The 20949-nt window shown below is 73.1% G+C and carries 22 protein-coding genes and 1 pseudogene; 21 read left to right on the forward strand and 2 right to left on the reverse strand.

Going from position 1 to position 20949, the window contains the following annotated elements; translation table 11 throughout:
- Positions 1 to 38 precede the first annotated feature (38 nt).
- Positions 39 to 1130, reverse strand: a complete 1092-nt coding sequence (locus tag V1634_RS25820) for a DUF4037 domain-containing protein (RefSeq protein WP_331210481.1) — start codon at positions 1128 to 1130, stop codon at positions 39 to 41.
- A gap of 95 nt (positions 1131 to 1225) precedes the next feature.
- On the opposite strand from V1634_RS25820, the gene V1634_RS25825 reads away from it, so the two are divergent.
- The 6 genes from V1634_RS25825 to V1634_RS25850 all read left to right on the forward strand — a co-directional run bounded on the left by V1634_RS25825 (position 1226) and on the right by V1634_RS25850 (position 4743).
- Positions 1226 to 1597, forward strand: coding sequence for a hypothetical protein (locus V1634_RS25825; RefSeq protein WP_331210482.1), 372 nt, complete (start codon positions 1226 to 1228; stop codon positions 1595 to 1597).
- Positions 1590 to 2024, forward strand: coding sequence for a MerR family transcriptional regulator (locus V1634_RS25830; protein ID WP_331210483.1), 435 nt, complete (start codon positions 1590 to 1592; stop codon positions 2022 to 2024). The genes V1634_RS25825 and V1634_RS25830 overlap by 8 nt, the downstream gene beginning before the upstream one ends.
- A 268-nt stretch (positions 2025 to 2292) precedes the next feature.
- On the forward strand, positions 2293 to 2871 hold the full coding sequence (locus V1634_RS25835) for a hypothetical protein (protein ID WP_331210484.1): 579 nt from the start codon (positions 2293 to 2295) through the stop codon (positions 2869 to 2871).
- Complete coding sequence (locus V1634_RS25840; protein ID WP_331210485.1) at positions 2864 to 3217, forward strand: hypothetical protein; 354 nt, start codon at positions 2864 to 2866, stop codon at positions 3215 to 3217. Before V1634_RS25835 ends, V1634_RS25840 begins: the two co-directional genes overlap by 8 nt.
- A gap of 31 nt (positions 3218 to 3248) precedes the next feature.
- Positions 3249 to 4079 (forward strand): hypothetical protein, encoded by an 831-nt coding sequence (locus V1634_RS25845; RefSeq protein ID WP_331210486.1) that lies wholly within the window; start codon positions 3249 to 3251, stop codon positions 4077 to 4079.
- A 40-nt stretch (positions 4080 to 4119) separates the two neighbouring features.
- Positions 4120 to 4743: a hypothetical protein gene (locus V1634_RS25850; protein ID WP_331210487.1), complete on the forward strand. Its 624-nt coding sequence runs from the start codon at positions 4120 to 4122 to the stop codon at positions 4741 to 4743.
- A 13-nt stretch (positions 4744 to 4756) separates the two neighbouring features.
- On the opposite strand, the gene V1634_RS25855 is transcribed toward V1634_RS25850, so the two are convergent.
- On the reverse strand, positions 4757 to 5170 hold the full coding sequence (locus V1634_RS25855) for a YchJ family protein (protein ID WP_407951855.1): 414 nt from the start codon (positions 5168 to 5170) through the stop codon (positions 4757 to 4759).
- 78 nt (positions 5171 to 5248) lie between these two features.
- Here V1634_RS25855 and V1634_RS25860 point away from each other — a divergent pair, with 78 nt between their 5' ends.
- From V1634_RS25860 to argJ, 15 genes and pseudogenes are all read left to right on the forward strand, one after another.
- On the forward strand, positions 5249 to 5533 hold the full coding sequence (locus tag V1634_RS25860) for a hypothetical protein (protein ID WP_331210488.1): 285 nt from the start codon (positions 5249 to 5251) through the stop codon (positions 5531 to 5533).
- 219 nt (positions 5534 to 5752) lie between these two features.
- Positions 5753 to 6679: a DMT family transporter gene (locus V1634_RS25865; protein ID WP_331210489.1), complete on the forward strand. Its 927-nt coding sequence runs from the start codon at positions 5753 to 5755 to the stop codon at positions 6677 to 6679.
- Positions 6680 to 6766: 87 nt separating this feature from the next.
- Positions 6767 to 7219: pseudogene (locus V1634_RS25870) on the forward strand (PH domain-containing protein); the annotation flags it as partial.
- 456 nt (positions 7220 to 7675) lie between these two features.
- Positions 7676 to 8308 carry a translation initiation factor IF-3 gene (gene infC / locus V1634_RS25875; RefSeq protein WP_331210491.1) on the forward strand — a complete coding sequence of 211 codons (633 nt, stop codon included), beginning with the start codon at positions 7676 to 7678 and terminating at the stop codon, positions 8306 to 8308.
- Between the two features lie 20 nt (positions 8309 to 8328).
- Complete coding sequence (rpmI, locus tag V1634_RS25880) at positions 8329 to 8523, forward strand: 50S ribosomal protein L35 (RefSeq protein ID WP_331210492.1); 195 nt, start codon at positions 8329 to 8331, stop codon at positions 8521 to 8523.
- Positions 8524 to 8555: 32 nt separating this feature from the next.
- On the forward strand, positions 8556 to 8948 hold the full coding sequence (gene rplT / locus V1634_RS25885; RefSeq protein ID WP_101366673.1) for a 50S ribosomal protein L20: 393 nt from the start codon (positions 8556 to 8558) through the stop codon (positions 8946 to 8948).
- Between the two features lie 32 nt (positions 8949 to 8980).
- Complete coding sequence (locus V1634_RS25890) at positions 8981 to 9865, forward strand: TrmH family RNA methyltransferase (protein ID WP_331210493.1); 885 nt, start codon at positions 8981 to 8983, stop codon at positions 9863 to 9865.
- Between the two features lie 423 nt (positions 9866 to 10288).
- Entirely contained in the window at positions 10289 to 11350 is a 1062-nt protein-coding gene (locus tag V1634_RS25895) for a phenylalanine--tRNA ligase subunit alpha (RefSeq protein ID WP_331210494.1), read from the forward strand.
- Between the two features lie 59 nt (positions 11351 to 11409).
- A complete protein-coding gene (gene pheT / locus V1634_RS25900) occupies positions 11410 to 13980 on the forward strand; it encodes a phenylalanine--tRNA ligase subunit beta (protein WP_331210495.1) in 2571 nt (856 codons plus the stop codon).
- Positions 13981 to 14197: 217 nt separating this feature from the next.
- Positions 14198 to 15280, forward strand: a complete 1083-nt coding sequence (locus tag V1634_RS25905; protein WP_331210496.1) for a substrate-binding periplasmic protein — start codon at positions 14198 to 14200, stop codon at positions 15278 to 15280.
- On the forward strand, positions 15277 to 16698 hold the full coding sequence (locus tag V1634_RS25910) for a hypothetical protein (protein ID WP_331210497.1): 1422 nt from the start codon (positions 15277 to 15279) through the stop codon (positions 16696 to 16698). Before V1634_RS25905 ends, V1634_RS25910 begins: the two co-directional genes overlap by 4 nt.
- A gap of 55 nt (positions 16699 to 16753) precedes the next feature.
- Positions 16754 to 17965, forward strand: coding sequence for an MFS transporter (locus V1634_RS25915; protein ID WP_331210498.1), 1212 nt, complete (start codon positions 16754 to 16756; stop codon positions 17963 to 17965).
- Positions 17966 to 18034: 69 nt separating this feature from the next.
- Complete coding sequence (locus tag V1634_RS25920; RefSeq protein WP_331210499.1) at positions 18035 to 18415, forward strand: hypothetical protein; 381 nt, start codon at positions 18035 to 18037, stop codon at positions 18413 to 18415.
- 182 nt (positions 18416 to 18597) lie between these two features.
- The gene (gene argC, locus V1634_RS25925) at positions 18598 to 19605 is read left to right on the forward strand and encodes an N-acetyl-gamma-glutamyl-phosphate reductase (protein ID WP_331210500.1); all 1008 of its coding nucleotides are present in this window, start codon (positions 18598 to 18600) and stop codon (positions 19603 to 19605) included.
- A gap of 52 nt (positions 19606 to 19657) precedes the next feature.
- Positions 19658 to 20833: a bifunctional glutamate N-acetyltransferase/amino-acid acetyltransferase ArgJ gene (gene argJ / locus V1634_RS25930; RefSeq protein ID WP_331210501.1), complete on the forward strand. Its 1176-nt coding sequence runs from the start codon at positions 19658 to 19660 to the stop codon at positions 20831 to 20833.
- Positions 20834 to 20949: the final 116 nt, after the last annotated feature.

Consider the following 20949-nt stretch of genomic DNA (forward strand, 5'->3'; position numbering starts at 1 on the left):
GGGTGCAGTGCCGGCCGGGTGGGACACACCGCCGCGCGTCAGCGCTCCCGCTGCCAGGCGGCGGCGGTCAGCGCCCTGGTCAGCTTCGGTTGGCACAGCACGGGAGTGCTGTCCACGTACTGGTCGATGCCGCCGAGCGGGGGCAGCCCGGTGATCTCGGGGTCGGTGATCCGGGCCAGCAGGGCGGCCGCGAACCGGTCGGCGCCGATGACCGGGTACGGCCGGTCGTGGAACAGTCGGCGGGTCGGCTCCACCGGTTCGGCCAGGCCGAGGCGGTTCTGCCACGCCCCGGCCGCCTCGTAGGCGGTGCAGAGTGCCGCCTGCCGGGCCACGGCGTCCCCGGTCAGCGCCCCGTCCAGCGCGGCGGCGACCGCCGACGCCTCCGGCAGGGCGGCGAAGGCGCTGCCCAGCCACTTGCCGTACGGCGGATACCGTCGGCCGAGCAGCAGGCAGAGCCGCATCACGTCCCGGACCAGCCGGGCCGCCAGCACCCGGCTGCCCGCCTCCGACCCGGCCTCGGCGGCCCGCCCCACGAACGGCTCCTCCTGGCCGATCCGGGCCCACTGGCAGGCCAGCAGGTAGCGCCAGACGTCGTCCGGATACCAGCGCAGGCGCTCCCGCAGCGCGGTCAGCTCGCCGGGGCCGTCGGAGAAGACGGCCCCGCCGGTCACCTCGGCCAGCAGTTGCGTCGGGGTGGCCAGCCAGTCGAAGATCTGCACCCCCTGCCGGGGATCGAAGCCCAGTTGCCCGTCACACCAGGCGGCCAACTCGGTGACCCGCACCAGGTGCGCCACCGGCCCGTCGGTCGCGGCAGGCACCCGGGACCGGCCGTCGGCCGGGACGAAGTGCGTCGGCCAGCCGCCGACCCGCTTCGGCAGCCGTTCGGCCAGCAACGCAGGAATCCGCCCGCCGTACCGGTCGAGGTCGTCGGGGGCGAGGAAGAGGGTGAGCCGGGGACCCCAGTCGTGGTCGACCGAGCGCTCGGTGTCGAAGCCGAGCACCTCGGAACCCGGGCCGAGCCGGGCCGCCGCGTAGCGCAGTTCCGGGTACGCCTCGGCGAGCAGTGGACGTACCGCCTCGGTGTAGAGGAGCCGGCACAGTCGCAGCCCCGGCGTGAAGGGTCCCCACATCGGGTCGACCGTACGGCCGGCGGTCCGGGCCGGCCAGCGAATTGCCGGGGCCCGAGGTTGCATCCGGTACCGGGGTACCGGCTTACCGTCGAGGAATGGCAGACGTACGAGATACCGCGGACGTACCGGCTGTCCCGCCCGGCTGGGTGCCGGCGGCCTGCACCCTGCCGACGGCGGAGCAGCCGGCCCGGCTCGCCGGGTTCGACCGGCTACTCGGCACGGCCGTCCGCTCGGTGTGCCGGTCCGAACCGACCCGGCTCCGGCTGGAGCTGACCCCGACCCCGCGGGTGGCGTCGCGGGTCGCCGACCTGATGATGCGGGAATCGGCCTGCTGCTCCTTCTTCACGTTCCGGCTCGGCGTGGCCGACGGCCGGCTGTGCTGGGACGTCGGGGTGCCGGCCGGGCAGGTGGCGGTGCTCGACGCGCTGGCCGCCCGGGTGGTGCCGTACGGCGGGCACCGTGCCTGACGGGCTCCGCCCGGGTCAGCTCGCCGCGGCGGCCGGGGTCAACCGGCAGACCCTGCGGTACTACGAGCGGCGCGGGCTGCTCGCCGAACCGGCGCGTACCCTCGGCGGGCACCGGAGCTATCCGGCGGAGACGGTGACCCGGCTCCGGGCGATCAAGACGGCGCAGCGGCTCGGGTTCAGCCTCGCCGAGGTGGCCGAGCTGCTCGACGTCGGCGCTCCGGCGGTACGCCGGGGGCCGGATCCGGTGCTTCCGGACCGCGCCCGGGCGAAGCTCACCGAGGTGGAGCGGCGGATCGCCGAGCTGACCGCCGTCGCGCAGACCCTGCGCGAGGCGCTGGCGGCCGGCTGCGCCGACCTGGTCGAGTGCGCGGACACTCCACAGTGTCCAATACCCTCCTCCGGTCGGACCGGCGCGGGCGATCCGTAGCGAGGGCAACCGTTACGCGGCGCGGTGGGGCCATTGCGGCCCGGAGTTTGCGGATATGCTGCACCGGACGCTCGGGTGAGCCATCCGACGTGCACAGCGTCGTGTCGACCACCCGCCGAGCGTCGTCCGATCGGGGGAGGACTACATGGATCATCACGCGCGTGGGCGCGGCGGTGGCGACGATCGACAGGCACGTGACGCCCGAAGATTCGCCGAGGATATCGAGGAGTTGGCCGCGCGCACTCGACCGGGCCAGCCGGTGCCCGGAATGGACGGCATCGACGGCACGGACGCCAGCGGCACCGTCTACTGTGTCGTCGACAGCACGGGGTGGGTGCTCCGGATCGGCGTCGACCCGGGCTGGTGGGACGCCCTGGGCCCCACCGGGATCGCCGGGGCGGTGCTGGACGCGGTGCGGTTCGCCAAGTCCAAGGCGACGATGGCCCGGCTGGTCCTCGACCGGTACGGCCACCCGGTCAACGCGGCGACGTCGGGCCGGGCCGCCGGGCTCGCCCCGGAGCCGTCCGAGCCGCTGCCGCCGTCCGACTCTCCTGGTTTCCTGGCGGCGTTGCAACGCGAACTGGACCGGACCTCGTCGTTCCTGGACGCGGCGGAGCGGTTCCGGCAGGAACGCGATTCTGGCGTACCCCGGGTCTTCGAGGGCCCGAACCGACTCTTCCGGCTGGTGCTGACCGGTCAGGACGACCTCCGGGCCGAGGTCAACGAGTACGGCATGCGCCGCTCGGACGGCGACGAGATCGCCCAGGACGCGGTGGCGGCCTTCCGGGCGGCGGCGTCGGGGGCGCAGCCGGTGGCGCACGGGTGGCAGGGGCGGACGGATGACTGACGTCAACTGGTTCTCGAAGGCCCAGGTCGAGGTGGCGGTCGAGGGCATCCGGGCCGAGGGGAAGAAGTGGTTCGACCTCTCCGACCAGATGGCCGGTGTCGCCACCCTGGCCGAGGCGCAACGGCTCGAGGTGACCGCCTTCGCGGTGACGGACCTCAGCGGTGCGGTGACGGCGCTCGACCTGAAGAACGGCTACGACAGGATGCACCAGTTGCTCAACGACCTCTTCCGGCAGGCCGTCAAAGAGTTCGACAGCTTCGGCCAGGCCCTCTACAAGGTCGCCGACTGGTACCAGACCGCCGACGCGAACTCGGCGAAGTCCTTCGACGAGATCGCCACGTCGTGATCCACGGGCCCCGATCGGCGGGAGGAGCGGCATGACCACCCCTGAGCAGGAATCACAGTTCGATCCGATGATCCTGAAGATGTTCGACCAGGGCGTGCAGAACCTGGAGCGCGGGATAGCGGAGGTCCAGCGCGAGTGGCGGGCGCTGATCGACCGGATCAACGCGGCCCTCCGGCGCGTCTACGCGGAGATCAACGACAGCATCTGGGCCTCGGTCGCCGAATGGTGGACCGACAAGATCGCCGGTCTGGTCAAGCAGATCCAGCAACTGGTCACCGAGATCGGCGAGCGGGTCGAGAAGTTCTTCCAGACCGCGCAGCGGGCAGTCGCCGGAGCGGTACCGCTGGGATCGCTGTTCGCGGTCGCGAACGAGTGGGCCACCAGGGTCCAGCCGCCGCTCTCCGGACTGACCGGCCAGATGACCGGCTCCGGCAGCGTCGACAGTTGGCGTGGACCGACCAAGGACACCTACGAGAAGCGCGTGCAGGACCAGAAGGAGGCCGTCGACAACGCGGTCGAGAAGGTCAAGTCGACCAGCGGTTGGCTCGCGAAGGTCGCCGAGGAGAACACCACCTACATGACCGGTCTCGGCAGGGTCGCGACAGATCTCGTGGGCCAGTTGACCGCAGTCGTGATCGACGCCACCGAGACGGGTGCCGGTGCGGTGACGCAGATCGTCATCACCCTCCAGCACTGCTCCGAACTGATCGGCACGATCGTCACCGAGAGCCTCAACCTGGCGTTGAGTCTCGCTGAGCGGTTGGCGGCGGTGCTGACACAGATCAACGAACTCGCCGTCGAGTGGGGCGACCGCCGTGGGCTGTCGGCCGACGGGAAGTGGCCGCAGGCTGTCAACGCGTGACCGGCCGTCCGGCTGGGGCGGCAGCACGAGGAGGAATGCCATGACCCGCGACAGCATCCGACGCCTCGGACGGCTGACGGTGCTTCCCGGCCTGCTCGCCGTGGTCCTGCTGGCCGCCTGCGGCGACCTGGAAGCCCCCACGGTCGGCGGCGACGTGCCGACGGTCGATCCCTCGTCGGTGCGGCCGACCCGGTCGCTGCCGGCGGTCGGCGGCACCTGGACGGGCTTCGGCACGAAGTGCCCCACCCTGTCCAGCGCCGCGGCCCGCGCCCTCGGCGCGACCGGGGAGGGCACGCCGACCGCCGACTACCTGTCGAGCGGACCCTTCCTACGGGCGGACTGCCGCTGGGGTCCGGAGGGCGGCCCGGGGACGGCGGTACGCGCGCAGGCCCAGGTCTATCCGAACCAGGCCGGCGCCGACGGTGCCTGGCAGACGCTCAGCGCCGGTGGTCAGGACCGGGTGGCCGACGTCGGCGACGAGGGTTTCCGCACCGAGGAACTCGACGGGTTCCGGGTGGAGGCGCGGTCGAACAACGCCGTGGTCACCGTCTGGGTGACGGTGTCGCGGGAGGGTGTCGACGCGGCCGGGCTGCGCGAGCGGGTCCGGAAACTGGAGCCGGTGGTGGTCGAGATCGCCAGGGACGTGATCGGCGACCTCCGGTGAGCACGCCGGTCGGCTAGCCGGCGTCGAGATAGCGCCACTCGCCGTCGGCACGACCGAACCGGCTGCGCTCGTGCAGCTCACCGGGGCGGCCCGACCGCCGGTAGTGTGCCCGGAACTCGACGGTGCCGGTGCTGTCGAGCAGGCCGCCCCGGTCGGTGTCGAGGATGTCGAGCCGGGTCCAGCGAAGCGCCGGGTCCAGCGCCAGCCGGACCGGTCGGGTCTCCGGGTGCCACGTCCGGAGCAGGTAGTCGGCGTCGCCGACCGCGTACGCGCTGAACCGCGACCGCATCAGCGCCTCGGCGGTCGCCGCGACCGTAGCGCCCCGGTGCAGGGCGCCGCAGCACTCCTCGTACGCCGCCGGCAAGCCACACGCGCACTGCCGGGCGGACCGCGCACCGCCCGCCCGGCGGGCCTTGTCTTTCGCCACCGGATGATTGTCGCCGCCGGGCCGGTCCCGCCGCGGCCGACCCGGATGTCCGTTGCCGGCTGTCGATACCCTTCCCCGGTGAGCTACCCCGTTCCGAGCCGCCCGACCCGCGCCTTCTTCGTCGACGACATCCTCCAGGGACGGGTGAACCTGGACGCCTACCCGCTGCGCTACATCCGACTCGGCTTCCCCGGCAACTCCACCGCCCGGGCGATGTACGGCACCACCCCGGCGATCGTGGAGCTGCTGGACCGGATGTTCTCGGCGGTGGAACTCCTGGAGAGCCGGGGGTGGGAGCTGGTCCTCCTCGAGGAGGGCGGACTCTGGGCGTTCCTGCGCCGCCGGTACCAACCGGCGCACTGAAGCCCCGACCGCAGATCCGCAGGTCCGGGGCCGGTGACCGGCACTGCCGCCGAGGTCACGCCGGGCGAGCGATCCCGGTCACAGACACCGGCGGTCCTCCGCTGTGAGGCTTGGCCGCGACCCTGTGGGCCGGCCGTTCCGTGCCGCCCGACCGGTCGACGGTCCTCCGGCCGTCGACGGTAGCGCCGGGCGGGGTCGGGTGGACGGGGTGTGTCGCTGGTGAAGGTACTGCCGGGCTGGGCCGCGATCGGGCTGACCGTGCTCGCCGGGGTGGGGTCGGCCGCACAGAGCCTGGCCAACGCCGAGATGGGCGAGCGGACCGGTCATCCGATCATCGGCGCGCTGGTCAACAACGCCGGGGGAGTGGCGCTGGTCCTGCTCGGCCTGCTCGTACTGCCGTCGATGCGGTCCGGCCTCGCGGTGCTGCGCCGGACCGGGCTGCCCTGGTGGACGTACCTGGGTGGGCTGTGCGGGGCGTTCTTCATCGTCGCGGCGACGTACATCGTGCCGGTACTCGGGGTGGCGGTCTACACCATCGCCCAGGTGGCCGGGAACAGCGGCGGCGGGCTCGCCGTCGACCGGACCGGGCTGGCTCCGGCGGGCCGGATGGGTCTGACCCGGTCCCGGGTGGCGGGTGCGCTGCTCGGGATCGCGGCGGTGGCGCTGGCCCAGTTCGGCCGGCCGGTCGGCGACCTGGCGGTGGGGCTGGTACTGCTCGGCGTCGTGTGCGGGGTGCTGGTCGCCGTCCAGGGTGCGTTGAACGGCCGGATCTCCATCGTCGCCAATCCCGCCTCCGCCACTGCGGTCAACTTCGCGGTGAGCAGCGTGGCGATGTTGCCGGTGGCGGCGGTGACCGGTGCGCTGGCCCAACTCGGCGCCACCGGCTGGCCCGACGAGTGGTACCTGTACGTCGGCGGGCCGCTCGGGGTCACCATCACCGTCGCGCTGCTGGTCGGCATCCGGTCGATGGGGCTGCTCCGTACCGGCCTGGCCCTGGTCGCCGGGCAGCTGGGCGGGGCGCTCCTGCTCGACCTGCGGCCGGGTGGACCCGGTGCGAGCCTGGCGGTGCTGGTCGGGGCGGTGTTGACCCTGCTCGCGGTCCTCGTCTCCGGCCGCGCGGCCCGGGGTACCCCGGCGGCCACCTGACTCCGGCCACGGCCGGGTCCCGGCTCCGTCGGATCATCCGGGCTGGCAGTCGCCGGCCGGGCGCCGGGTGGCAGACTGGACCGCGTGATCGAGTCCGCCGTCGCCCGTGATGCCGGCACCGTCTCCGTGCGTCCGCGACGCATCCGGGTGGTCTGCTGGATCCTCGCCCCCGCGCTGGTGGTGATGTTCGCCCTGCTCAGTATCGGCCTGCACGGCTCGACCGGGTCCGGGGCGGCCACCTTCCAGCGCGGTGACCAGCTCGCCATGACCGGGCTGGGGGTGCTGGGCGGTTTCGTGGTGCTGCTCTTCACCCGGCCCCGGGTGGAGGCGGACGCCCGGGGGGTCCGGGTGCGCAACGTCTTCCGCGGCTACGACCTGCCCTGGGAGGTGGTCCGGGGGGTGCGCTTCGACCGGGGCTCGGCCTGGGCCAGCCTGGAGCTGCACGACGACGAGCTGATCCCGGTGCTGGCCCTCCAGGTGGTGGACCGGGAGCTGGCGGTGGACGGGGTACGTGCGCTGCGCGCCCTGCACGCCGCGCACCAGCAGCCACAGGACGCCGCGCACCAGCAGCCACAGCGGGACGCCGCGCACCGGGCGCCACGGCCGGCACAGCCGGAATCCGGGGTCGCCCAGGGGCAGCCGGCGGCGGACTGATCATCCGCCGGGCACCCGCCGTCTCCGGCGTGCCCGTTTTGGCGTCCTCCGGGCTGACCTGCTAGTCTTTACGAGTCGACCACTGTCTGGGTTCGTCCACAGGCAGTCGAGAAGCGGAGCGCCTGCTCCCACCCGAGTCACCGTCAACTGGTGGCCGGGTCCGGTCACCGGTTCGGCTTTGCCGATCCGGGCGTGCGATCGTCGATCGCCGCAGGCCGGTCGAGCAGGCCCTGGCATCTGCCGGGGCCTTTCTGCTTCTGGTCGAAGACGTTAGGCCGGCCACCGCTGACGCGCGGCCGGTGAGGATCACCACGAGGAGGCCCCATCAGCGTCGAGCCACGCGTGAACGAGCAGATCCGGGCACGTGAGGTCCGACTGGTCGGCCCTGAGGGCGAGCAGGTGGGCATCGTCCCACTGGAGCGCGCCCTCCAGCTGGCCGCGGACGTCGACCTGGACCTGGTCGAGGTTGCGCCCATGGCGCGCCCGCCGGTGTGCAAGCTCATGGACTTCGGCAAATACAAGTACGAGTCCGCACTCAAGGCGCGCGAAGCCAGGCGTAACCAGCAACAGACCGTCATCAAGGAGATGAAGCTCCGCCCGAAGATCGATCCGCACGACTACGAGACCAAGAAGGGTCACGTGGTGCGGTTCCTGAAGGCGGGCGACAAGGTCAAGGTGACGATCATGTTCCGCGGTCGCGAACAGAGCCGACCGGAGCTGGGTTACCGGCTCCTGCGCCGACTCGAATCGGAGATCTCGGAACTGGGATACGTCGAGGCCGCTCCGAAGCAGGACGGCCGTAACATGATCATGGTCCTGGCTCCGCACCGGGCCGTCAAGGCGTCCGCCACGGCCGCCACGGCGGCCAGGACGGGCTCCGCGCGCGAGCGGGAGGCAGCCAGTGCCGCCGAGGCACCACCGGCCGCCGGAGCATCGCCCGCCGAGGCCGAACCCGCCGGGACGACCGGCGAGTAACAGGGGAGAGACGCACCAAGATGCCGAAGATGAAGAGCCACACCGGGATGGGCAAGCGGGTCAAGGTGACCGGCAGGGGCAAGATCGTCGCCCAGCAGGCCGGCCTCCGCCACAACCTGGAGAAGAAGTCCTCCACCCGGACCCGCCGGCTCACCGGCACCGTCGAGGTGGCCAAGGCCGATTTCAAGCGAATCAAGAAGTTGCTGGCCCGCTGACGCGCGCCCCTTGACCTGAAGGAGTAGTTGAGATGGCACGCGTCAAGCGGTCAGTGAACGCCCAGAAGAAGCGCCGTACGCTGCTGGAGACCGCCAGCGGCTACCGTGGCCAGCGGTCCCGGCTCTACCGCAAGGCCAAGGAGCAGGTGCTGCACTCGATGCAGTACGCCTACCGGGACCGGCGCGACCGCAAGGGCGACTTCCGGCAGCTCTGGATCACCCGGATCAACGCGGCGGCCCGCGCCAACGGGATGACCTACAACCGGCTCATCCAGGGGCTGAAGTTGGCCGGCGTCGAGGTGGACCGCAAGATCCTGGCCGACCTCGCCGTCAACGACCCGACGGCCTTCGCGGCCATCGTCGAGGTCGCCCGCGCCGCCGTGGCGGCCGAGGGCACCGGTGGCGCGTCGGCCCAGGCCGCCTGACCACCCCGCGACACCCGATCGAGGCGTCCCGCATGTCGGTAAATCCACAGGTGGGACGCCTCGACCATGTCCGGGCACCGGAGCAGCCGCTCTTCACCCCGCGTACCCCGAGGATCGTCGCCGCCCGGCGGCTGCACCGGCGCCGGGAGCGTGACACCACGGGCCGGTTCCTGGCCGAGGGTCCGCAGGCGGTCCGGGAGGCGCTGGCCGCGCCGGGCGTACTGGTCGAACTCTTCGGCACCCCGGCCGGGCTCGACCGGTACGCCGACCTCGCCGGCACCGCCGCCCGAGCCGGAGTACCCGTCTCCGGGGTGACCGAGGAGGCGCTCGCGGCGCTGACCGAGACGGTTGCCCCGCAGGGGATCGTCGCGGTCTGCGCCCGGCTCGACGTGTCGATCGACACCGCCCTTGCGCGGCGCCCCCGGCTGGTCGCCGCGCTGGCCGAGATCCGTGACCCGGGCAACGCCGGTACGGTGCTGCGCACCGCCGACGCCGCCGGGGCGGGTGCGGTGGTCTTCGCCGGGGACGCGGTCGACCCGTACAACGGCAAGTGCGTGCGGTCGTCGGCCGGCAGCCTCTTCCACCTCGACGTCGTCCGGGCTCCGGATCCGGCCGAGGTGGTCGCTGAGCTGCGGGCGGCCGGGCTGACCGTGCTGGCCGCCTCCGGCTACGGCGAGACCGACCTGGACGATCTCGCCGACTCCGGTGGCCTGGCCCGGCCGACCGCCTGGCTCTTCGGCTCCGAGGCGCACGGCCTGCCGGCGGAGCTGGCCGACGCCGCCGACGCCCGGGTGCGGGTACCGCTGCACGGCCGGGCCGAGAGCCTTAACCTGGCTGCCGCCGCCGCGGTCTGCCTGTACGCTTCGGCCAGAGCCCTGCGGCCCGGGGCCCCGCACGCCGCGCCGGAGAGCGCATAATGGACCCCGGGGCAGCAGAACCGACCAGGGAGTTGTCGACCTGATGACCGAGTCCGCGCAGTGGTGCGTCCGCGACGCGCGACGCCACTCGTTTAGCCAGCCCGCCGGTGCCGGCGGGCGGCAGGGCTGACCTCTTCTCCTCCCTGCGTACCCTCCCACCGGCGGGCTGCGGCCCAGCCGCCCGTCCGTAGACTCTGTGGGCCGCCCGCAAGGGCCGCCCACCGAACCTTCCGACCTGTTCGGCACGGCGCCGGCGCCCCGAGCCGCACCTCGGGCCACGACGGACCGCACGGGGAGGTCGACCGAGGTTCACCGACCTGTCCACGGCGTCGCCGGTGCGCGGGCATTCCGCGACGCGACGGGACATTCGACGTGGAGGCAGCGGGACCACCGCCCGCGACGCAGAGGGAGTAGCCGCACGCCATGACGTATCGCAACGACCCGTACGACCCGAAGCAGGTCGCCCTGCTCGACCCGGAGGCGCTGGCGGCGGCGGTGGCCGACGCGACGGCCGCGTTCGACGCCGCCACCGATCCGGACGGGCTGGCCGAGCTGCGCCGGGCGCACCTCGGTGACCGGGCGCCGGTCTCGCTGGCCCGCCGGGAGATCGGCGCACTGCCGCCGGCCGCGAAGTCCGACGCCGGCAAGCGGGTCAACGAGGCCCGCCGGTCGATCGAGTCCGCCTACGCGCAGCGGCTGGCGGTCGTCCAGGCGGCCCAGGCCGAGCGGATCCTCGCCGAGGAGCGGGTGGACGTCACCCTCCCCTACGACCGGCGGCCGCGCGGCGCCCGGCACCCGATCAGCACGCTCTCCGAGCGGATCGGCGACCTCTTCGTCGGAATGGGCTACGAGATCGCCGAGGGGCCCGAGATCGAGCTGGAGTGGACCAACTTCGACGCGTTGAACATCCCCCCGGACCACCCGGCCCGGGGCACCATGGACACCTTCTACCTCGACGCGCCGGGGATGGTGCTGCGCACGCACACCTCTCCGGTGCAGGCCCGGACCATGCTGGCCCGCAAGCCCCCGATCTACGTCGTCTGCCCCGGCCGGGTCTACCGGACCGACGAGCTGGACGCCACGCACAGCCCGGTCTTCCACCAGGTCGAGGGGCTGGTGGTGGACGAGGGGATCACCATGGCGCACCTGCGCGGCACCCTGGACCACCTGGCCAAGGCGATGTTCGGCGCCGAGGCGCGGACCCGCTGGCGCCCGCACTACTTCCCGTTCACCGAGCCGAGCGGCGAGTTCGACGTCTGGTTCGCCCAGCACCGGGACGGCCCGCGCTGGGTCGAGTGGGGTGGCTGCGGCATGGTCAACCCCCGGGTACTGCGGGCCTGCGGCATCGACCCGGACGTCTACTCCGGATTCGCCTTCGGGATGGGCATCGAGCGGACGCTGATGTTCCGGCACGGCATCGGCGACATGCGGGACATGGCCGAGGGCGACGTGCGGTTCACCCGCGCGTTCGGGGTGGAGGTGTGATCGGGATGACGAACGACGTGGTCCTGCCCGACGACGTGACGGATGCGGTGGTCTGAGTCATGCGAATTCCTGTTTCCTGGCTGCGCGAGCACGTCGACCTGCCCGCCGAGCTGAGCCCCGAGGAGCTGGACCAGGCGCTGGTCAACCTCGGCATCGAGGTCGAGTCCATCGTGGACCTGCGGAGCACCGTCACCGGCTCGCTGGTGGTCGGCGAGGTACTGGAGATCGAGGAGCTGACCGGGTTCAAGAAGCCGATCCGGTTCTGCCGGGTCGACGTCGGCGCCGCGAACGGCACCGGCGAGCCGCAGGAGATCGTCTGCGGGGCGACCAACTTCGCCGTCGGCGACCGGGTCGTGGTGATCCTGCCCGGCGGGGTACTCCCCGGCGGGTTCGCGATCGGGGCCCGGAAGACGTACGGGCGCAACTCCAACGGGATGATCTGCTCGGTGCGGGAGCTGGGCATCGGCGACGACCACGCGGGCATCCTGGTGCTGCCCGAGGACGTGCCGGCCAAGCCCGGTGACGACGCGCGGCCGGTGGTCGGGCTCGACGACGTGGTCGTCGAGGTCGAGATCACCCCGGACCGGGGGTACGCGATGTCCGTACGCGGCCTCGCCCGGGAGCTGGCGCACGCCTTCGACGTACCGTTCCGGGACCCGGGGCTGGCCGCCGCGCCCGGTGCCACCCCGGAGCCGGCGTACCCGGTCCGGGTGCTGGACACCGTCGGCTGCGACCGGTTCGCCGCGCGGGTGGTCCGGGGGATCGACCCGGCCGCCGAGTCACCGAAGTGGATGCGGCAGCGGCTGACCCACGCCGGGATCCGGACCATCTCGCTGCCGGTGGACATCACCAACTACCTGATGCTGGAGCTGGGCCAGCCGATGCACGCCTTCGACCTGGGCGCGCTCCGGGGCGAGCTGGTGGTCCGCCGCGCGGTGCCGGGGGAGCGGCTGACCACCCTGGACGGGGTCGACCGGGCGCTCGACCCGGAGGACCTGGTGATCTGCGACGCCGGCCTGCCCGGATCGGTGGCCGGCGACGGCGGGGTGCCCATCTCGCTGGCCGCGGTGATGGGCGGCGAGACCAGCGAGGTCGCCGACAGCACCGTCGACGTGCTCTTCGAGGCGGCGCACTGGGACCCGGTGGTGGTCGGCCGGACGGCCCGCCGGCACCGGCTCTTCAGCGAGGCCGCCAAGCGCTGGGAGCGGGGCGTCGACCCGGCGCTGCCGCTGGTCGCCCTGGAGCGGGCGGTCGAGCTGCTCACCAGGTACGGCGGCGGCACCGCCGGTGCCGAGGTGCTCGACGTCGACCATGTCAGGGCGCCGAACCGGATCGTGATCGACGTGGACCTGCCGGCCCGGCGCGCCGGGGTGCCGTACGAGCCGGCCCGGACGGTGGCGCTGCTGGAGCGGGTCGGCTGCGCGGTGGCCGTCGGCGACGGGCGGGCCGGCAACGGCAACGGGGGGCGGCACGCCAGCGGTCCGGAGACCCTGGTGGTGACCCCGCCGAGCTGGCGGCCGGACCTCACCGACCCGGCGGACCTGGTCGAGGAGGTGATCCGGCTGGACGGCTACGAACACGTGCCGTCGGTGCTGCCGGTCGCCCCGCCCGGCCGGGGGCTGACCCCGGAGCAGCGGCGACGCCGCTCGGTGAGCCGTACCCTCGCCGAGAGCGGCTTCGTCGAGGTGCTCTCCCCGCCGTTCGTCTCCGTCGAGCTGGCCGACCGGCTCGGCCTGCCCGCCGACGACCCGCGCCGTACGGCGGTGCGGCTGGCCAACCCGCTGGCCGACACCGAGCCGCTGATGCGGACCATGCTGCTCGGCACCCTGCTCGGCACCCTGCGCCGCAACCTCGGCCGGGGCCACCGCGACGTGGCGCTCTACGAGATCGGGATGGTCTTCCTGCCCCGGCCCCGGACCGGTCCGCCGCCCGCGATGGGGGTGGAGCATCGGCCGAGCGACGAGGAGTTCCGGGCCGCCGACGCCGTGCTGCCGGACCAGCCGTGGCGGGTCGCCGCGGTGCTCACCGGCGAGGTCGAGCCGGCCGGCTGGTGGGGTGCCGGACGCCCGGCCGGCTGGGCGGACGCCGTGGAGACGGGCCGGATCGTGCTGGCCGCCGCCGGGATCGACGGCGATCGGGTGGTGGTCCGGCAGGCCGGGTACGCGCCCTGGCACCCCGGCCGGTGCGCCGAGTTCCGGGTCGACGACGTGCTCGTCGGGCACGCCGGGGAACTGCATCCGGCGGTACTGGCCGAGCTGGACCTGCCGCCCCGGACCAGCGCCCTCGAACTCGACCTGGATGCGTTGCCGCCCGCCCCGGTGGCGCCGGCGCCCCGGATCTCCGGCTACCCGCCCGCGCTGATCGACGTGGCACTGGTGCTGGACGCCGAGGTGCCGGCCGACGAGGTGGGCCGGGCGCTGGCCGAGGGCGCCGGAGAGCTGCTGGAGTCGGTCCGGCTCTTCGACGTCTACTCCTCCGAGCAGTTGGGGCAGGGGCGCCGGTCGCTGGCGTACAAGCTGGTGTTCCGGGCGCCGGACCGGACGCTGACCGGCGAGGAGGCGGTGGCCGCCCGGGACGCGGCGGTGGCCGAGGCGGCCCGCCGGTTCGGAGCGGTGCTCCGGGGCGCCTGACCCGGGCGGTCCAGATCGGATGGTGGCTTTGTGGCCGTCGCGCTTCGGCGCGGCGGCCACGACCCGTTTACGACGGCCGGGGTGCGGGGCCGGGCGTGGCGCAGCGGCCCCGTCCGGTTTCGCGGATCTTGTACCCTACGGTCCTGCGGAAGACGTCTTGCGGGTACGCCGTGCCGTGCCCGTACCGGGCGTCACCGTCCGGATAGGAAGATCGATCGTGACGCCGAACCCGACCAGGTGGTCCGTCCTGCTCAAGCCGCTCCGGATCTGGGGGCCGGTGCTCGCCCTGCTGCTGGTGGTGGCCGGGGCCGGGGCGTACGTGGTGGCGGGGCTGCGCCCGTCGCCCACCTCGCCCGCCCGGCCGGTACTCGTCTCCAGCGGCGCCTGGGCCCCGTTCGTCGGGCCGGAGCTGCCCGAGGGTGGCCCGGTCACCGAGCTGGTGGTGGAGGTGCTGAACCGCTCCGGCTACCGTCCCGAGATCAGGTACACCTCCTGGTCGTTGGCCGAGGAGCAGGTCCGCTCCGGCGCCACCGTCGGGATGTTCCCGCTGGTGGGCAGCGCGTCCCGGCGGGCGAACCTGCTGCTGTCGGACCCGCTGGTCGACTTCGAGTACGTGCTCTTCTACGATCGCCGGGCCGGTCAGCCGAAGGTCTCGTCCGCCGCCGAGCTGGGCGCGCTGCGGGTCGGCGGCATCACCGGGTACGACTACTGGGACGAGCTGGAGTCCGCGGTCGGCGACTTCGTGGAGTTCCCGTCCACACTGGAGGGTTTCCGGGCGCTGGCCGCCGGCCGCATCGACCTGCTCGCCGAGGGGCTGCTTCCCGGCCGGGCGGCGCTGGCCGACCCCTCGTTCGCCGGCGACGTCGGCGACTTCGGCCACCTCCAGGGCGACGACCCGCTGTTGCACTCCGTCGAGGGGCTCTATTTCATGATGGCCGACAACGCCGAGTCGGCCACCGTGATGCGGGAGTTCAACCGGGTGCTCGCGGAGCTGCGCGGCAGCGAGGAGTACGCGGAGATCGTCGCCGACCTCAACCCGTCCGCGCAACGGGAGGTCACCCTCGACCCGGTCGGCGACACCGGACTGGTCGAGTTGCGGGACGAGCGCGGCAACCTGGTGCTGCTCGCCCCGCAGGGGACCCGGGCGCGGGTGCTCGACTGGCCGGCGGAGTTCGTCGCCCGGGCCGGCCCGAGCCCGGGGCCGATCCTGGTCGAGGTGAAACTGACCAACGGGCCGGCGCAGGGGCGGGTGCTGCACGTCGACGCCCGGGCGCTGCGGCTGGGAACGGGGGGCCGGTGACCCAGCTGCGGATCCTCGCCCCGGTGGTCGTCGACTTCTACGCCGTACCCGGAGCGGCGCTGCGGGATCCAGGTGCGCACGCGCGGTTCTGGGCCGAGCGGCAGCCGGCCCTCGACGCGCTGCTGCCCCGGCTGGCGGCGCGGGGCCCGGCGGAGGTCGCCGGACCGCCGCCGACGGTGGTGCTCAAGCACACCCGGCCGCGCAGTTCGCTCAACCTCTATCGCAGCATCAGCGAACACGCGGCCGAGCGGACGCTGCACGTGCTGACCGGCCGGCTCCGCCCCGAGCACCTGACGCAGCGACCCGGTGACCTGCTGTGGGCGGGAACGGTGGAGATCAGCTTTCGGCTCTACGACCACGGGCTGATGCTGCTGGAGATGCTGGCCGAGGTGGACCCGTGGCTGGCCGGGCAGACCGGCCCGCTGCCGGCCCGGCTCGACGGGTTGCAGGCCCGGGCGGTGGAGTTGGGTGAGCAGACGGCCCGGGAGATCGTCCGGCGGTACCTCGATCCGGTCCTCGCGCTGCTGCGCGAGGCGGACCGGGACGAGGAGGTGCTGCGGGCGGCCACCCCGGCGGACGATCCGGTGACGGCGGAGTTCGGCGAGACGCTCTGGGTCACCCGGAGCCTGGTGGTCGACCCGTCCGCGCCGGGCGCCGAGGAGATGACCCGGCACTGGGTCAAGGACGTCGTCATCGCCGACGACCAGCGGCCCCCGGCGGACCGGCTGCTCGACGGCGACCTCGACCACCTGGTCCGCTGGCTGAACTACCTCTTCCTGGACCGGACCGGTGCGGGTGCCCGGATGCTGCCCGGTGACCCGTTCCGGGACCAGTGGGAGGCGCTGCGCTACGCCCAGGTGTTCTACGGGGTGCTGGAGCGGATCGACGCCCGGCTGTCGAAGATCCTCGCCGACTCGGCCGCGGCCGGCTCCCGCTGGGAGTTGGAGCAGCTCAAGGGGAAGCTGACCGGGCTGAGCCAGCGGGCCGAGTTGATCATCATGGAGCGCCAGGACCTGTCGAAGTACCTCAAGCGGGCGGTACGGGTCGAGATGGACGCGATCCTCGACTTCTGGGACTACGAGAAACTCCTGGAGCAGCCGGTACTCTTCAAGATCGATCTCTGTGGCCGGCGGCTGGCCGAACTCGCCGCCCGGCGTACGGCCCGGTCCGCGATGTTCACCGACCTGATCCTGCTCGGCATCGCCATGACGTCGATCCTCGGTACGGCACTCGCGGTCACCGAGTTCGGCCGGTCGATCGCCAGCGATCCGGAGATGGCCGTCTACGACCTCGGCCGCTCCTCCCTGGTCGCCTGGGTCGCCTCGCAACCGGCCGACGCGATCCTGGTCACCTCCGGGGTGGTCTCCGCGCTGCTGGTCATCGTGTACCTGTTCTTCCGGCGGGACCGCAGCGCATGAGTTCCGTCGGAGTACGCGCCGCCGGGGCGCTCACCGGGCAAGGTGCCCCGGCCGGATGAGGCAGGCGCTGCGCAGCCGGGCGATCCGTACCTTCGCGGTCACGCACTTCCTGCTGGAGGTCCAGTTCTGGTTTCCGATCTGGCTGATCTACCTGCTCGACCTCGGCTTCCCGCTGGCGACCGCGGTACTGGCCGACGGGGTGTTCCGGATCGTCTCGGTCGCCTGCGAGTTTCCGGTGGGTGTCCTCGCGGACCGGATCGGGCGCCGCCGGGCGTACCTGACCCTGGCCGGAGGAGCGGTGCTGACGTTCGCGGCGATCTCCCAGGTCCGTACCGTGCAGATGCTCTTCGCCGCCTGGGTGCTCTGGGCCGTACTCTGGGCGCTCACCTCCGGGGCGGCCAGCGCCTACCTCTACGAGCTCTGCCTACAGGACGAGTTGGAGATCAGTCCGGCCCGGGCCTTCGGGTTGATCCGGGCGGTCGGCAGCGGCTCGGTACTCCTCTCGCTGCTCGCCGCCGGCTACCTGTACCAGGCGGACCCGACGCTGCCGTTCACCGTCACCGCCGGCCTGGCCGCGCTGGCATTCCTGCTCGCCCTGAGCCTGCCGGAGATCTCCGGGTCCCGGGTCGCCAGCTCGCTGTCCGGGGTCTTCGCCGACATCCGGACCGCGGCGGCCGACGCACGGCTGCGCCAGGCCGTGTGGCTGGGGGTGCTACTGCTGCTCTTCGGCTGGAGCGCCCGGATCCTGTTCCAGCCGCTGGCCCTGGAACTGGGGCTTTCCGCCCAGGTCACCGGTTGGATGTACGCCGCCTTCGCCGCCGCCTCGGTGCTCGGCGGCCTGCTGGCCGGATATGTCTCGGTGCCCCGTCGCCGGCTCGCGCTGGCCGTGTCGTTCCTGCTCGTCCTCGCCACCCTGGTCGCGGTCAGCCAGGTGGAGTGGCTCGGCCCGTTCCTGTTCCTGCCGGTGATGGGCTTCGGCTACGCGCTCGGCATGACCGTGCTGGAGGTACTCACCAACGAGGTCACCTCGCGCCGGGTCCGCGCCCTGGTCTTCGGGGTGGTCGCCAGCCTGGCCGGGATCGGTATCGCGGTCGCCCGCCCCGCCCTCGGGATCCTGACCGAGCGGCGCTCCACCCCCTTCGCGGCCGGGGTGTGGGCCGGCGTCGGCGTCGGACTGGTGCTGCTGGCGATCTGGCAACTCCGGCGGCTGCGGCCGGAGCCCGCCGGGCCGGTGCGCGGGCCAGGCTCCGCCGATCGGCGGCCATGACATCGACGAATGGACATTCCACGAAGGATGCTGAAGGATCTGCCTCGCACACGACTTTGGAGGTACGGGGTGGAAAGTCGTCGACGGCGCGCGCTCGGGTGCGGCGTGCTGCTGGTCCTGCTGCTTGCCGGTGGCTGTCGCGGGGCGGGGGTGAACACCTCGCCGCAGGCCTGTGACGACGCCCGGAGCGTGCTCGGCCAGTTCCACGGCCTGCGCGGCTCGGCGGAGGAGGCCCGGGCCGCCCAGATCGAAGCCATGCGGCCCGAGTTGGCGAAGGTGGCGGAGTCGGCGGAGGGTGACGTGCGGGGCGCGATCCAGCGCCTGGTCGACACGATCGAGGCCGCCAAGATCGACTCTAGGGAGCCGGCCGCCACACTCGGGCCGAAGCTCGCCGAGTTCGACACGGCGTTCGAGGAGGTCCGGCAGGAGTTCGACGAAATCTGCGACTGAGGCCCCTCCCGGCCGGCGTTCGGGCTGGCGGGCGGGTGCGCTGACGGTCGTCGATAGCGGACCGGTCGGGCGAGCGCGGGACCCGGTTCCGATGCTCGAAAGATCATTCAGTCTTCCGCATAGACTTGCACTCCTGCGGGGAGGCTGTTAGCGTACCTCTGCATAGAAATGCGGAGGTGGGCATGGGAATTCGAGTCGCGGTCGCCGGGGCCAGTGGCTACGCGGGCGGCGAACTGCTCCGGCTGATCGCCGGGCACCCCGAACTCGATCTCGTCGCCGCCACCGCGCACAGCCAGGCCGGCCAGCCGGTCGCCGCCGTACATCCGCAACTCACCGGCCTCGACCTGGTGTTCGGCCGGACCGAACCGGCGGTGCTCGCCGACGCGGACCTGGTCTTCCTGGCCCTGCCGCACGGCGAGTCGGCGGCGCTGGCCGCGGCCCTGCCGGACGGCGTCCGCCTGGTGGACCTGGGTGCGGACCACCGGCTCACCGACGCCGCCGCCTGGACCCGCTACTACGGCGGCAACCACGCCGGTGCCTGGACCTACGGCCTGCCCGAGCTGCCCGGCCAGCGGGCGGTAATCGCCGGCGCCACCCGGGTCGCCGCCACCGGCTGCTACGCGGTGGCCACCATCCTCGCCCTGGCTCCGCTGCTCGCCGCCGGGGTGGCCGCCCCGCACGACGTGGTGGTGGTCGCCGCCTCCGGCACCTCCGGAGCCGGCCGGTCCGCCAAGCCGCACCTGCTCGGCAGCGAGGTGATGGGTGACCTCTCGCCCTACAAGGTCGGCGCGCACCAGCACGTGCCGGAGATCAAGCAGGCCAGCGGGGCGACCGGCCTCTCCTTCACCCCGGTGCTGGCCCCGATGCCACGTGGCATCCTGGCCACCGTCACCGCGCTGCCGGTCGGCGACACCCCGGCCGACCCCCGCGCGGTGCTGGCGCAGACGTACGCGGACGCGCCGTTCGTGCACCTCCTGCCCGAGGGCCAGTGGCCGCACACGGCTGCCACGCTGGGCGGCAACTCCTGCCACCTGCAGGCGACCGTCGACGTCGACTCCGGTCGGCTGATCGTGGTCAGCGCGATCGACAACCTCGGCAAGGGCGCCGCCGGCCAGGCGGTGCAGTGCGCCAACCTGATGCTCGGGCTTCCGGAGACCACCGGCCTCTCCGCGCACGGGGTCGCGCCGTGAGTCACCGGACGTCAGAGGTGGGGAAAGTACGCGACAACGAGGGAGGGTTGGCATGAGCGTCACCGCACCCCGGGGATTCCGGGCGGCCGGCGTGGCGGCCGGACTCAAGTCCGACGACGCCCGGGACGTCGCGCTGGTGGTCAACGACGGCCCGGACGCCGCGGCGGCCGGGGTCTTCACCGCCAACCGGATCAAGGCGGCACCGGTGCTCTGGAGCCAGCAGGTGCTCACGACCGGACTGGTCCGGGCCGTGGTGCTCAACTCCGGTGGCGCCAACGCCTGCACCGGGGCGCCGGGCTTCCAGGACACCCACGCCACCGCCGAACACGCCGCTGCCGCGCTCTCCGGAGCCACCGACGACGGGCCGGAGGTCGGCGCCGGCGAGGTCGCGGTCTGCTCGACCGGGCTGATCGGCGAGCGGCTGCCGATGCAGCGGCTGCTGCCTGGCGTGGACGCGGCGGTGGCCGGGCTGACCACCGACGGCGGGGCGGCGGCGGCCGAGGCGATCATGACCACCGACACCCGGCCCAAGACGACCGTGGTCGCCGGCACCGGCTGGACGGTCGGCGGGATGGCCAAGGGCGCCGGCATGCTCGCGCCCGCCCTGGCCACCATGCTCTGCGTGGTCACCACCGACGCCATCGCCGGGCCGGCCGTGCTCGACGAGGCGCTCCGGGAAGCCTGCCGGGTCAGCTTCGAGCGGGTCGACTCGGACGGCTGCCTCTCCACCAACGACACCGTGCTGCTGCTGGCCAGCGGCGCCTCCGGGATCGCGCCGAGCCAGGCCGAGCTGACCGCCGCGGTCACCGCGGCCTGCCGCGACCTGGCCCGGCAACTGGTGGCCGACGCCGAGGGGGCCAGCAAGGAGGTCGCGATCGAGGTGGTCGGGGCGGCGAGCGAGGACGACGCGGTCGAGGTCGGCCGTGCGGTCGCCCGGAACAACCTGGTCAAGACCGCGCTCTTCGGCAACGACCCGAACTGGGGCCGGATCCTCGCCGCCGTCGGCACCACCGCCGCCGCCTTCTCCCCGGACGACATCGACGTGGCGGTCAACGGCGTCTGGGTCTGCCGGTCCGGCGCCGCCGCCGAGGACCGGAGCAAGGTCGACCTCACCGGCCGGCAGGTGACCATCCGGATCGACCTGCACGCCGGCCCGGCCGAGGCCACCATCTGGACCAACGACCTGTCGCACGCGTACGTGCACGAGAACTCGGCGTACTCGACGTGAGCGCGAGGAACGCAGCGGAGCGGAGTCCCGCAGTCGCGAACGGAAGCAGGCTCGACGTGAGCGCGAGGAACGCAGCGGAGCGGAGTCCCGCGGTCGCGAACGGAACGCGGGCACGG

It is taken from the genome of Plantactinospora veratri, from assembly GCF_036421995.1.
GTDB lineage: Bacteria > Actinomycetota > Actinomycetes > Mycobacteriales > Micromonosporaceae > Plantactinospora > Plantactinospora veratri.